Raw genomic sequence first — 12971 nt, forward strand, 5'->3', positions numbered from 1 at the left:
GAATCCTCCTATTGCTGCTTTAGGTCGTTTTTAATGTTTGAAAGTACACCATTTACAAATTTCGGTGCTTTATCATCACCGAATAATTTGGCCAGTTCAATCGCTTCATTCATCGAAACACTAAGCGGGATATCTTCTTGATACACCATCTCGTACACAGACAGCCTTAAAATGGCTCTGTCTACGTTTGCAATACGATCGAGTTTCCAATTCACTAGATGCTGTGAAATCATGTCATCGAGCTTGTCCTTTTGTTCAAGCACACCGAAAACCAGTTCCTCGAAAAAAGGATCTGATTCTTGTTCATCCAGCGCATGTGTAATGGCCTCTTTCGGATCAATATTGCTCACATCAATTTGAAATAATGTTTGTAGCGCCTTTTCTCTTGCAGTTCTTCTTTTCATTATTTACTCCTTTAACCACTTTATCCGCTTGTCGTTAAGCCATACAGAGATCATAACATATTTTGCCCGTGGTCGCACCAAGATCCATGCGAGCTGTGACGAAAAACGAATCAATCAACGCGTGAGATCATTATTATTCGGAAATGACCCAAAAATGGGCTTTAAAAAACCAAAGAGGCAATGCCTCCTTGGTTTCACTTGAACTCTTTTTTTACATTTCTTGATCTACTTCAGCCTCAGATGCTTTAGTATCAAATTGAATACCAACGACATGAATATTGATTTCATTAATCGTCAAGGCAGTCATGTTCAAAAGAGTTTGACGGATATTTTCTTGGACAGCAGTGGATACCTTTGGAATGGATAGGCCAAATTGAACCACACAGTATACATCGATTGTGATGCCTTCATCAGAGACATCTACTTTCACACCTTTACGGTGATTTTTCTTACCAAAGCGTTCTGCTACATCAGCAGCGAAATTGCCGCGCATTTCGGCAATGCCTTCGACTTCTGAAGCGGCGATCCCAGCAATGACCTCAATCACTTCTGGTGCAATTTGCACTTTTCCCAATTGATCTTCATCAAGGTTCATTTCAAGCAAATTGTTTTCTGACACGATCATTCACCTCCGAAAGCTATGATTATTTCATGATTTGGTATGTTTCTAAAAACTTCGTATTAAAATTACCGCTCACAAATGTTTCATGCTCAAGCAATCTTAGATGGAATGGGATCGTTGTGTAGACTCCTTCAATGACGAATTCTTGAAGCGCGCGTTTCATTCTCGCAATCGCTTCTTCTCTCGTCTTACCATATGTGATCACCTTTGCAATCATACTATCGTAATATGGCGGAATCACATAGCCCGGATAAGCGGCAGAATCAACACGTACTCCTAGACCGCCTGGCGGAAGATACATTTTAATTTCACCAGCTGATGGCATGAAGTTTTTCTCTGGGTTCTCTGCATTAATACGGCATTCGATCGCCCATCCTGCATATACGACATCCTCTTGTGTAAGAGAAAGTTTTTCACCTGATGCAACTTTAATTTGTTCTTTGATCAGGTCAACACCTGTGACCATTTCTGTTACAGGATGCTCTACTTGAATACGGGTATTCATTTCCATGAAGTAGAATTTCTCTTCATTATAATCATAAATGAATTCGACCGTTCCAGCACCAGTGTATTCAACAGCTTCTGCTGCTTTTACGGCTGCTTCACCCATTTGCTCACGGATGTCTGCATTCAGCGCTGGTGATGGCGTTTCTTCAAGAAGCTTTTGCATTCTTCTTTGGATCGAGCAATCACGCTCTCCTAAGTGAATGGTATGGCCATGCTGATCTGCAAGCACCTGGATTTCCACGTGTCTAAAGTCTTCAATGAACTTCTCTAAATAGACGCCAGGGTTACCAAAGTTTTGCGCTGCTTCCTGCTGCGTGATGGTGACACCATTAATGAGCTCTTCTTCGGTACGAGCCACACGGATTCCTTTACCGCCTCCGCCTGCAGTTGCTTTAATAATGACAGGATACCCAATACTTGCTGCTGTTGAAACAGCATCATCAAGATCTTTTACAATTCCTTGAGAACCAGGAACAATCGGAACCCCGGCATCTTTCATTGTTTCCCTTGCGACATCTTTCGTTCCCATTTTGGAAATCGCTGACGCAGTTGGCCCAACAAAGATGACATTGCATTCCTCGCAAAGCTCTGCAAAGTCTGCATTTTCAGCAAGGAAGCCGTATCCTGGATGGATGGCATCTGTCCCTGTTAATTTTGCTACACTGACAATATTCGTGACATTTAAATAACTATCTTTTGAAGCAGTCGGTCCGATGCAATATGCTTCATCAGCCATTTGAACATGAAGCGCATCGCGATCCGCTTCAGAAAATACCGCAACTGTTTCAATTCCAAGCTCTTTACAAGCGCGGATAATTCTAACTGCGATTTCTCCTCTGTTTGCAATTAATAGCTTTTTAATCATGATCGTACTCCTTACTCTGCTTTCACTAGAAAGAGGGGTTGTCCGAATTCTACAAGCTGACCGTTCTCAGCTAATACTTCGACGATTTCACCTTTTACTTCTGCTTCGATTTCATTAAACAGTTTCATCGCTTCTACGATGCACACAACTGTGTTTTCCTTCACCTTAGAACCTGTTGTCACGTATGGACCTGCTTCTGGTGAAGATGAAGCATAAAATGTGCCAACCATTGGGGATGTGATTTTATGCAGATTTTCAGACGCAGCTGCCTCTTGTGCAGGGGCTTCGGTCTGAGCTGGAGCTTGTGCTTTAGGAGCTTGTTGAGCTGGAGCTGCTTGGACAGGAGCCACTGGTGCCGCAATTTGCTGAACGACTTCTTTATTTTTCTTCAGTTTGATTTTTGCACCTTCGTTTTCGTACGTAAATTCATCAATTGTAGATTCGTCAATTAATTTAATCAGTTCATGAATTTCTTCAATTTTTAACATGGATTTGCACCCCTATGTATGGATTTATCTTTTTCTTATAGGCTAGTACTAAAAGTACATACTATAACCATCTTACAGGAGGATTTCAATGAATTCAACTACTATTGTGGCGAAGCGCCTCCCGAAAGCACCTTGGAGGGGGCGCCAAACCGCATCAAAAAACGCCCTTTTCGGCAAAGGGCGCCTGTTCATTTTTTATTGATTGGAGGGCTCAAAAGTGACAGCTACGTTATCAAGACCTCTCATTTCTTTTGTGACCATATCAATAATATCGGCCGCTTGGGACTTTGATTTTTTGTCAGAACGAACCGTGATGCTCACTTTATCTCCCTCTGCACTCACTAGCGCATCTTTATATCCTTTTGTTTTAATTAAGGTTTCGAGCTGACGCTCCGTTCCTTCTGCCTCACTAAGCGCTGTCATTTGATCATACGCTTCACTTTTTTCTTGTGCTGTTGCATCATCACTGGATACGATTTCGTTGAACTCTTCGCGCTGTTTGCTTCGTTTATCTTCAAGCTCTAATCTGTATGTTGTAAAAAGCTCATCGTCTGTTTGCTCCGACACAGCCTTTCCTTCTTCACCGCTTGTTTCGATATCCTCTTGTTTGCCATTTGTTTCTTTGTCAGTGGACTTCTCATCAGTGCCTTTTTCCGTTCCTTTGTCCGTCCCTTTTTCTGTTTCAGTCTTTTTCTCTTCCGTTCCTTTTGATTTCATATCTTCTACTGTCACTGCATTTTCACCTTGTGGAGACATGATATAGTACACACTTAAGACGACAACTAAACTTAGCATCGTTAATAGCCAAACCGTTTGTTTTTTTAACATCATTCCGAATCCTCCTTGATTTTTTTAGGGGCAACAGCCACTCTATGGCTCGGTACATCAAGCACTCGTGTAACCGCTTCAATGATGGTTTTCTTTATTTGAACGTTGTCTACTCCTTGAGCAACAACGAGGACACCTCGAATATCTGGTTTTTTCGTTTGAACCACTACAGGTGTTTCTTCATTGCCATTTTTGATGATGACGATTTCTTCTTCTTTTGTTTGATCAGTGACACTTCGCACGCCGCCTTCTTTATCAGTTTCCTCGGTCGTTGTGCTTTTATTGGATTTGTTTTTTTCAAACACTTTTAAAGAAGTTGCGTCTACATTGACCACAATCGATACATCCTCAACGCCAATGATGGTCTCTAAAATTTCTTTCAGCTGATTTTCGTATTCTTGCTCCACATCCTCAATCGAATTCTTTGATTTACTTGACGATGCCGGCTTGAATACCTCCTGCTCTTGTGAGGATGTTTTTTTAGAAGCAGGAACAGCAGCCTGTTCTTTGCTTGATGGCGGTGACAAGATCTGACTGACTAACATGAAAGATACGCCGATGATGAATACAAGCAGCAAGTAATGGTGCTTCGTTAATTTTGGTTTCCCTTCACCTTTTTCAGGCGGCTGCAAGAATGATTTCAGCTTTTGTTTCCAGTCCTTGTTATTCATGATCTGATGCGTCACCTCCCTCAATGTTCAGCGCAATGTGCTCAGGACTCGTATTCCAAACATCAGCAAGTGTCTCTTTCACCCTCGTGATCTCTTTGCTAGAAGATTCAGCGCTTTCCTCCTTTTGCGTGGAGAGATCAATGTCCACCTTTGCCACCGTTTCTACAGCATCACCTGTGAGCGGGGAAAGAACTGCTTTGATGCGAAATTGATCCGCCTCCATATTCTGATCCAGGTGCTCCTCATCTGCCAGCACTTCTACGTGTTTCATTTCATAGCTCTCCTTCTCCAGTGGCTCCTTTGCGCTTTTTTCTAGTTGGACAGCCATTTGCTTTAAAATATATGCACGCTGAGAGGCTTGTATTTCTTTTTTTTCTAAATTCATCTGATTTTTTATTTCTTCTGACTGTGCTTCTTCCTTCCCCTTCATCAATTCCGAAAAAATTTGGTCAGGGTCTGCCCGAAATAAAGCAAAGATCGGATTGAGCATCACCACAATCAGCAGCAGGCTGACGACCATTTTGGCATACTTTTGCATGCTTGAATTGGGAAGCAGAAGATCAATGACAATCGCAAATAAGATAAAGAGAATAATACTTGTGATCCATTCCGTGAGAAAACTCAAAAGGTGTCCCTCCTTACTTCATCATCATGGTCAAGTTGCCAGCAGTGATAATGACGGTAATGCTTAAAAAAAACATGAGCGACACGACAGCAAGTGCGGCAAAGATATAAAGCACACTTTTTGAAATGACATCAAGACAGCTGATGATCGGCCCGCCTCCTAATGGCTGAAGAATGGCTGCGGCAAGCTTATATATAAGGGCTAGCGAGAGCACTTTAACCGCCGGGAAGGCGGCAATTGAAATGAGAATGGCAACGCCAACAAGTCCGACCGTATTTTTGAGTAACACAGAGGCACTGATCACGGTATCCGTCGCATCTGTAAACATTCTGCCAAGGACAGGGATGAAATTTCCGGTAATAAATTTGGCTGTACGAAGAGCGATTCCATCCGTAATTGCAGCAGATGCACCTTGCACAGAAATGACGCCAAGAAAGACAGTTAAAAAAACGGCTAACCCGCCTATCGCCACATTTCTTAACAGCTGGGCAAGCTGGGTGACCTTGTATTGTTCGGTCAGCGTACTGACAATGCTCAATATCGCAGATAAAAAGATAAGGGGAAGAACGACATATTGAATAAAAACGCCGCTCGTATTCATCAAAAATAAAATAACGGGATGAAAGAATCCGGCTGAGACAAGCCCGCCTGATGAAGCAATAAGTGCTAATAAAAGAGGAATAAGAGCAAGAATAAAACTGGTCATCGTTTGAATGGCTTCTATTGCATAAGAAATCGCCACATGAAAGCTGTTGAGTGCAATAATGATCAGCACCATATAAACAAGAGCGTATGCGACTTTACTGACGGTGCTTTGCTCAAACGCATTCTGCAAAAGCTGCAAAAGCGAACAAAAGATGGTGAGTAAAATCAGTGTACCTAGGAGCTTTCCGTTTGCTATGACCTCGTGAAAAAGATAATGAACAAAGGCTTTCAGCCATGTTTGGGGAGACAGCTCTTTATCGCCATCAATCATTTCCTTCACTGTGCCTTTTTGGCTTTCTGGCAGAAAGCCGCCATACTCGTCCAATATGGTTTCCCAAAAGTCATTGATGGATTGAAGCTCTAGTGCATCAGCCTGTCCATTCGCCACTTCTTCTGCTGCTGGTTCTTCATTTGATAAAGGTACTTTCTCTTCTGCACCTGCATGCGGAGCGATCAGCCAGAAGAAAAGCATCAGTCCCATAACAGCTGTCACCCGTTTCATTGTCATCACCTCTTTTCAATTACGTCATGGACGGGATCATACCTAAGATGGTCTCAATGATGACTGTTAAAATAGGGACTGCCATGACCAAGATGAGAATTTTGCCGCCAAGCTCTATTTTTGATGCAATGGCGCCTTGTCCAGCATCTTTTGTCAGCTGGGCGCCGAATTCTGCAATATAGGCAATGCCAATAATTTTTAAAATGGTTTCAACATACTTCATATTGACGCCGGCGCTTGCCGCAATTTTTTCAATCATCGAGATAATGGCATAGATTTGATCAATTAAATAAAGAAAAATCACACATCCTGTAAAAACAACAAGCATAAAGGCGAAGGTCGGCTTTTGTTCTTTGACGATTAATGCTAAAAAAGTAGCGATTAAACCAAGTCCAACAATTTGTATGATTTCGATTTGTAAGCCCTCCCCTATCCTTGAAATAGAAATACGGCTTTAATCTTTTTAAACAAATCATCTACAATGGTTGCCACCATAAACAAAATGTAGATAAACCCAAGCAGCGTGACCCACTGAGCGTACTCCTTTTTCCCCATTTGATCTAAAATCGTATGGAGGAATGCCACAACGATGCCTACTCCCGCAATTTGAAAAATGACGTTTACATCAACGCCCATGCTCTCGACTCCCTTCCTCTCACATCAATAAAAGAATCAGTAGTAATCCGCTTAAAAATCCGAGGCTTCTGACCATTTTTTCATTTTTCGCTTGGGCGATTTCAGCTTCCTTCTCCTCCGATTCCAAATGACCTAAAGCAAGCTTGATATACTTTTGCTGAGACGCGACATCATGCTGGCCAAGTGTTTCTCCAAAGTGCTTCAGTGCCTCATATTCGCCTTTTTTCAAAACGGTTTTTTTCCAAACATCCTCAAGACTCTCATTCCATGCATGCCGTGCCGAAAAAGTTCCGACTTTCAGTTTTTCTGCAAATTGCTCAAATAACCGATTCACAGGAGGACCTACTTGCGACGCAATTTGCTCTGCAGCCCGCGCTAGAGGTGTTTGGCCATACATAATTTCAGCTTCAAGAGACTGGAGCGCAAACCGAAGCTGCCGAATTTGTTTCGGCCGGTCGCTATATCGTTTGGCAAACTCGAACCCTCCCCAAGTCGTAGCCGCGACAATCAAGATAGCGCCAATGAGCTTTAACATACGTCCACTCCCCGCCTCCATTTCATCTCTTGTCCGTCTTGGTCATATATCCGCCCGATCGTGCCGGGACCATTCTTGCGATTTAATTCAACATATCGTTCAAATACTCGAAGCTCCCATAACGGCTTCAATGATGGACGTTTATACACATCTTCAAGTGAATAGCCATGAACTGAGACGATAATGGTGACCCCAGCATGAATTGCTTCTAAAAGTGCCTGCACATCCTCGCTTTTTCCGATTTCATCAACAATCATGACCTCTGGACTCATAGACCGAATCATCATCATCAAGCCTTCAGCCTTTGGACATGCATCGAGCACATCAACCCGGTGTCCAAACTGGTGCTGCGGCACCCCTCTTATACATCCGGCGATTTCAGAACGCTCATCTATAATGCCTGTTTTTTTAGGAGGAATTGCTTTTCTGCCAGTACTAACAAGTCTTGCTACATCCCGCAATAATGTCGTTTTCCCTGTTTGCGGTGGACCGATGATGAGTGTATTGCACCAGTGCTCGTCATATAAATAAGGAAGAAAGGGAAGCGCAATCCCGATTTTTTCTTTTGCGATGCGGATATTAAATGAAGAGATATCTCTTAATCCTTTGACAATGCCGTTTTCAACGATCACCTTTCCTGCAAGTCCCACCCGGTGTCCGCCAGATATGGTGATGTAGCCTTGCCTTAGCTCCTCTTCAAGTGTGTACATGCTGTAATTGCTCAGCCTGCCTAATAGCTGAGACGCATCTTCTCCTGTTGTGCGATAAGAAAGAAAGCGCGGTTTTCCTCTTTGCATCAATTCAATAGGACGATCCGTGCGAATGCGGATTTCTTCTATTTGATCCCATTCTGCTTCTTTTAGCAGTCTAAGTTCTTGTCCAATCGAGTGCGGGAGAATATCCAACAAACTCCGCAACGAATTCCCCTCCTTTTTTTCTTCTCTAAAATGTATGATGGGAGTCGTTAATTATGCCAAGCCGTTTCACTTATAGATCCCAACAAGAATAAACACGACACCAATGAAAATAAAGACGAGCTTGGCATAGGATAACTGCCCTGCAATTTGATAGATTCCAATCGTCATCGTGATAATAAAAATGAGCGGCCCAATGATCGCCAATATACTATTGATGACAACCGCTTTTCGAACGTCATTTGTGACTAAAATGAGGATGGCGGCCGTCAGTTCAATCGCGGCCGATAAGAACCTCATGCCTGCCATTGCAGCTACTGACGGATGGATGCCTGGGAAAAGAAATGGTTTCATATAGAACCTCCAGCTTTTTTTACACTATATGCTTGTCTAGCTGGAAGTAGTCTTGTTTTTCAGAAAGGAAGAGAGATGAATGAGAGAATTGAGAGAAGGTCTGCCTTTTGAGGAGTCTTACATGTTTTACAATAAAAAAAGACTGTAAACACGACGTTTACAGTCAAAGCGTGTAGACAAACCCTCGCATTCGGTGTCAGTCCTGCGCGCCGATGCTCACGAATGGCAAATTCGCTCCGCTTCGGTGCTCGTCCTTCCTAGACTTCAAAGGTTTTCTATCACGCTGAAAAGAAGGCAAAGGGCTAAAATAAACGTCATTTTAGCCCTTTGTCAACAATCTAAAAAGACTGTAAACACGAGGTTTACAGTCTTTCTTCGTTCATTACGCTCTTGACACGTATGAACCGTCTGATGTATTAATGACTAGTTTATCTCCTTGGTTCACAAAGAAAGGAACGTTGACGATTAAACCAGTTTCAGTTTTTGCAGGTTTTGAGCCGCCTGATGTTGTGTCACCTTTAATACCAGGCTCTGTTTCTACTACTTCTAGTTCTACCGTGTTTGGAAGTTCTACTCCAAGTGTTTCAGCACCGTACATCACAATTTGAACCGACATATTTTCTAGCAAATATTTCAGCTCATCTTTAATTTGTGTTTCACTTAGTTCAAGCTGCTCATAAGAACTTGTATCCATGAAGACATGCTGGTCGCCATTTGCGTACAAGTACTGCATTGTTTTTGTTTCAATTTGAGCTTTCGCTACTTTTTCGCCTGCACGGAATGTTTTTTCTTGAATGGCACCAGTACGCAGGTTACGCAGTTTCGAACGAACAAACGCTGCGCCTTTCCCTGGCTTTACGTGTTGGAAATCCACTACACGCCAAATACCGCCGTCCACTTCAATTGTCAGGCCTGTACGAAAATCGTTTACTGAAATCATTTTGTCATCCTCCTACATTTCACCATCATAATATGATAAGTTCTTTCGGTGAGTGGGTCAATCGTTTATTGCCGTCAGCTGTCAGGACAATATCATCCTCAATTCTCACGCCGCCGACATCCGGCAAGTAAATTCCCGGCTCAACTGTCACGACCATTCCTTCTTCTAAGACGACCTCTGATCGTGAGGAAAGGCCTGGCGCTTCATGTACTTCCATCCCTAGCCCGTGGCCAGTTGAGTGCCCGAAGTATTGACCATAGCCATACTTTTCAATGATGTCACGTGTGATGCGATCAGCTTCTTTTCCTGTTAAGCCTGGCTTGATTCTATCCACACCAGCGTTTTCTGCTTCTAATACGATATGATAAATTTCCTTTAGCTTATCGCTCGGTGTGCCGACAGCAATCGTTCTTGTCATATCAGAACAATAACCTTTATAGTAAGCACCAAAATCGAGTGTGACTAAATCACCAGATTCAATCACCTTTTCACTCGCTCTTCCGTGCGGCAGGCTTGAACGAACACCTGAGGCGACAATCATATCGAATGAAGATCCTTCAGCGCCTTCTTTTCTCATGAAAAATTCAAGCTCGTTCATGACAGCAATTTCCGTCAAGCCCGGCTTGATGTAAGTGAGAATATGATCAAAGGCGTGATCTGCAATCTTCGCAGCTTCCTCTAATATCTTAATCTCTTCACTAGACTTAATCAAGCGCAACTTTTCAACTGATTCTGAGACCGGAACAAGCTCTATATCGCCTGCTTTATCTGCATACTGCTGGTACGTGGCAAATGTCATATGATGTTGTTCAAACCCAAGGCGTTTTATCCCAAATTCCTTTGCCGTTTGGACTGCGGTTTCCACGATGTTTCCTTTATGTTCAATAATGTCGTAGCCTTTTACTTGGTCCTTTGCTTGCTCTGTATAACGGAAATCCGTGATAAAAGCTGCCTGGTCCTTTGAAACAACTGCAAGACCGGCTGAGCCAGTAAAGCTGGTCATGTACTGTAAATTAAAGCTGCTCGTAATGACAAGACCATCGATCTCTAATTCAGATAAAAGTGCTTTTAACTTTTCAAGTTTCATGATACTGCTCCCCCTTCACTCACTAAATAACGAATCGCCAATTTATACCCTTCTAAACCAAGACCAACGATTTGCCCTTGGCATACTGGAGCAAGTACAGAATGATGGCGGAATTCCTCTCTCTTATGAACGTTTGAGATATGTACTTCGACGACGGATAAAGAAATACTTGCAATGGCATCTCTCAGCGCATAGCTGTAGTGTGTAAAAGCACCCGGGTTAAACACGACTCCATCGTACTGATCTTCTGCCTCGTGGAGCGCATCAATCAAATCCCCTTCGTGATTCGATTGAAAGAACGTTAACTGGATATTGGCTCTTTCTGCAAACTGGAACAAATCCGTTTCTAAATCTGTCAGCGTCTTACTTCCGTAAACAGCCGGCTCTCTTTTGCCAAGCCTATTTAAATTGGGCCCATTCAGCACAAGAAAATGAGGCATACAACCACTCCTTCACCCTAATTCAATCTATATCGAGATCTGTTTCTTTTTCCTTAGAAACCTTTCGTTTCCAAAAATATTTTATCATATGAATAGGTGATTTACACTTTATTCTGTCTTTTTCCCGAGAGCCCTTGCAAGCTTCTGACTCGTTAATTCATTATATTCAAACGAAATACTGTACCCGACAAACATGCCATATAAAATATATAGGCAAAATGTCGTGATGATGGTGCTTTGCTGCAAATCTTGGACTTGCTTTACATCTGGGAAAATCGGATTAAATACGTAAAAAACGAGCAGCCATAAAAGCGCGCCATATATCAGCCCCATCCAATAGCCTTTGATTCGTTTTAAAACCCCATAATAAATAAAGGCTGCTCCAATCGATAAAACCCCTAAAAGCACAATACTAATAAAAGTGCCAAGTCCTCCCTTTTTCCACTCTCCGAGCACAAATGGCTGAAGGAGCATATTGGGACTCACCTCTGAGAAATGAAACATATGGGTCAGAAACCCGATAAAGCCCCAAAAAACACCGCCAACAAAGCCTGTCGCAGCTGCTCTTGCCAACAGCGATGACGTTTGTACAGACTGATTTTTTTCTTCTTGGTTTTTCTTTTCATCACGTTTCATTTGTGAACACCTCCAGCAAGTAGTATGTCCAAAATGTCATAAAAAAAAGGATTTCCATCCGTGAGTGTAAAATTTTTATAACAGGGTATACTGGCTAAAAAGAGGTAGATAGAATTCTAGTAGATAATCGACCTGTGCGCTAGTGATTTCCCCTCATTTCCTGTACAATAAAGGTATAAGGAAATGCATGTAAATTACAGGAAACAGGCAGGTTGATGAAATATGTCCAATCAAACAAAACGTCCAGCATATGGAGGGCAGGCAGTTGTCGAAGGTGTCATGTTTGGAGGTAAAAAGAACTATGTGACAGCGATTCGGCGAAAGGATCAGTCCATTGAGTTTTTGAAGCTTCCCCGGACCTCCAATAAACGAACCGCCTTTCTCAAGAAAATTCCCTTTGTCAGGGGTGTTGCTGCACTTGTTGAAGCAAGCGCAAATGGCAGTAAGCACTTGAACTTCTCCAGCGAGCGCTATGACTTAGATCCTTCAGAAGATCATACTCTTGAAAAAGAACAAAAAAGCTCGAAATTATCCATGATTTTCGGCATTGCTGTAATCGGAGTTCTCTCTCTTCTCTTTAGTAAATTTGTCTTTACCCTAGTACCTGTCTTTTTAGCTGAACTGGTGCGGCCCGTCTTTTCAGGGAATTTCGCACAAATCGCAGTGGAAACATTCTTTAAACTGGTCCTGTTATTAGGCTACATTTACTTTATTTCCATGACCCCTTTAATTAAAAGGGTATTTCAATATCATGGCGCAGAACATAAAGTCATAAACTGCTATGAACAGAATCTTGACATCACAGTGGAAAATGTCCAAAAACAATCACGGCTGCATTATCGATGCGGCAGCAGCTTTATTTTATTCACTGTCATTGTCGGAATGTTCGTCTATTTACTCGTACCGACAGATCCTTTATGGGTGAGAGTTCTGAATCGCTTGGCGCTCATTCCGGTTGTTCTGGGCATTTCATTTGAAGTGCTTCAGCTCACGAACAAACTCCGAGAAGTGCCTGTGCTTAAAGTGCTTGGCTATCCTGGCCTTTGGCTGCAATTGCTCACAACAAAAGAACCCTCTGGCGATCAAGTCGAGGTAGCCATTGCAAGTTTTAATGAACTTCTTCGTTTAGAGGAAGCGTCTGAGAAACAAGCGTCAGATTCTGCTCATCAAGTGATCTAACTTATAAATCCGGTAAATTCCTTCGGAGGTGGA

The 12971-nt window shown here is 42.5% G+C and carries 18 protein-coding genes; 1 reads left to right on the forward strand and 17 read right to left on the reverse strand.

Annotated features, from left to right (window positions below; translation table 11 throughout):
• Window positions 1–8 precede the first annotated feature (8 nt).
• The 17 genes from nusB to C6Y01_RS06780 form a co-directional block, all read right to left on the reverse strand.
• Window positions 9–404 carry a transcription antitermination factor NusB gene (gene nusB / locus C6Y01_RS06695; RefSeq protein WP_034661255.1) on the reverse strand — a complete coding sequence of 132 codons (396 nt, stop codon included), beginning with the start codon at window positions 402–404 and terminating at the stop codon, window positions 9–11.
• Window positions 405–615: 211 nt separating this feature from the next.
• A complete protein-coding gene (locus tag C6Y01_RS06700; RefSeq protein WP_034661256.1) occupies window positions 616–1023 on the reverse strand; it encodes an Asp23/Gls24 family envelope stress response protein in 408 nt (135 codons plus the stop codon).
• Between the two features lie 25 nt (window positions 1024–1048).
• Entirely contained in the window at window positions 1049–2398 is a 1350-nt protein-coding gene (accC, locus tag C6Y01_RS06705) for an acetyl-CoA carboxylase biotin carboxylase subunit (RefSeq protein ID WP_034661258.1), read from the reverse strand.
• A gap of 11 nt (window positions 2399–2409) precedes the next feature.
• Window positions 2410–2886: an acetyl-CoA carboxylase biotin carboxyl carrier protein gene (gene accB, locus C6Y01_RS06710; RefSeq protein ID WP_106037975.1), complete on the reverse strand. Its 477-nt coding sequence runs from the start codon at window positions 2884–2886 to the stop codon at window positions 2410–2412.
• Window positions 2887–3081: 195 nt separating this feature from the next.
• Window positions 3082–3714 (reverse strand): SpoIIIAH-like family protein, encoded by a 633-nt coding sequence (locus C6Y01_RS06715; RefSeq protein WP_034661997.1) that lies wholly within the window; start codon window positions 3712–3714, stop codon window positions 3082–3084.
• Window positions 3714–4385: a stage III sporulation protein AG gene (gene spoIIIAG / locus C6Y01_RS06720; protein ID WP_034661260.1), complete on the reverse strand. Its 672-nt coding sequence runs from the start codon at window positions 4383–4385 to the stop codon at window positions 3714–3716. The genes C6Y01_RS06715 and spoIIIAG overlap by 1 nt, the downstream gene beginning before the upstream one ends.
• Entirely contained in the window at window positions 4378–5010 is a 633-nt protein-coding gene (spoIIIAF, locus tag C6Y01_RS06725; protein WP_095285379.1) for a stage III sporulation protein AF, read from the reverse strand. Before spoIIIAF ends, spoIIIAG begins: the two co-directional genes overlap by 8 nt.
• Window positions 5011–5023: 13 nt before the next feature.
• Window positions 5024–6217 carry a stage III sporulation protein AE gene (gene spoIIIAE, locus C6Y01_RS06730; protein ID WP_095285380.1) on the reverse strand — a complete coding sequence of 398 codons (1194 nt, stop codon included), beginning with the start codon at window positions 6215–6217 and terminating at the stop codon, window positions 5024–5026.
• 19 nt (window positions 6218–6236) lie between these two features.
• Window positions 6237–6650 (reverse strand): stage III sporulation protein AD, encoded by a 414-nt coding sequence (gene spoIIIAD / locus C6Y01_RS06735; protein WP_087978339.1) that lies wholly within the window; start codon window positions 6648–6650, stop codon window positions 6237–6239.
• The gene (gene spoIIIAC, locus C6Y01_RS06740) at window positions 6647–6853 is read right to left on the reverse strand and encodes a stage III sporulation protein AC (RefSeq protein WP_003153142.1); all 207 of its coding nucleotides are present in this window, start codon (window positions 6851–6853) and stop codon (window positions 6647–6649) included. Before spoIIIAC ends, spoIIIAD begins: the two co-directional genes overlap by 4 nt.
• A gap of 19 nt (window positions 6854–6872) precedes the next feature.
• Entirely contained in the window at window positions 6873–7388 is a 516-nt protein-coding gene (gene spoIIIAB / locus C6Y01_RS06745; RefSeq protein ID WP_106037976.1) for a stage III sporulation protein SpoIIIAB, read from the reverse strand.
• A complete protein-coding gene (spoIIIAA, locus tag C6Y01_RS06750) occupies window positions 7382–8305 on the reverse strand; it encodes a stage III sporulation protein AA (protein ID WP_106037977.1) in 924 nt (307 codons plus the stop codon). Before spoIIIAA ends, spoIIIAB begins: the two co-directional genes overlap by 7 nt.
• 66 nt (window positions 8306–8371) lie before the next feature.
• Window positions 8372–8656, reverse strand: a complete 285-nt coding sequence (locus C6Y01_RS06755; protein WP_066030673.1) for a YqhV family protein — start codon at window positions 8654–8656, stop codon at window positions 8372–8374.
• A 382-nt stretch (window positions 8657–9038) separates the two neighbouring features.
• Entirely contained in the window at window positions 9039–9596 is a 558-nt protein-coding gene (efp, locus tag C6Y01_RS06765) for an elongation factor P (protein ID WP_012010541.1), read from the reverse strand.
• A 25-nt stretch (window positions 9597–9621) separates the two neighbouring features.
• Window positions 9622–10683 (reverse strand): M24 family metallopeptidase, encoded by a 1062-nt coding sequence (locus C6Y01_RS06770; protein ID WP_106037978.1) that lies wholly within the window; start codon window positions 10681–10683, stop codon window positions 9622–9624.
• Window positions 10680–11123 (reverse strand): type II 3-dehydroquinate dehydratase, encoded by a 444-nt coding sequence (gene aroQ / locus C6Y01_RS06775; protein ID WP_003215787.1) that lies wholly within the window; start codon window positions 11121–11123, stop codon window positions 10680–10682. Before aroQ ends, C6Y01_RS06770 begins: the two co-directional genes overlap by 4 nt.
• Window positions 11124–11231: 108 nt before the next feature.
• Window positions 11232–11759: a YqhR family membrane protein gene (locus C6Y01_RS06780; protein WP_106037979.1), complete on the reverse strand. Its 528-nt coding sequence runs from the start codon at window positions 11757–11759 to the stop codon at window positions 11232–11234.
• Window positions 11760–11981: 222 nt separating this feature from the next.
• Here C6Y01_RS06780 and C6Y01_RS06785 point away from each other — a divergent pair, with 222 nt between their 5' ends.
• Window positions 11982–12938: a DUF1385 domain-containing protein gene (locus C6Y01_RS06785; RefSeq protein ID WP_034661270.1), complete on the forward strand. Its 957-nt coding sequence runs from the start codon at window positions 11982–11984 to the stop codon at window positions 12936–12938.
• The last annotated feature ends 33 nt before the right edge of the window (window positions 12939–12971 follow it).

Source organism: Bacillus sp. NMCC46 (assembly GCF_002998465.1).
Taxonomy (GTDB): domain Bacteria; phylum Bacillota; class Bacilli; order Bacillales; family Bacillaceae; genus Bacillus.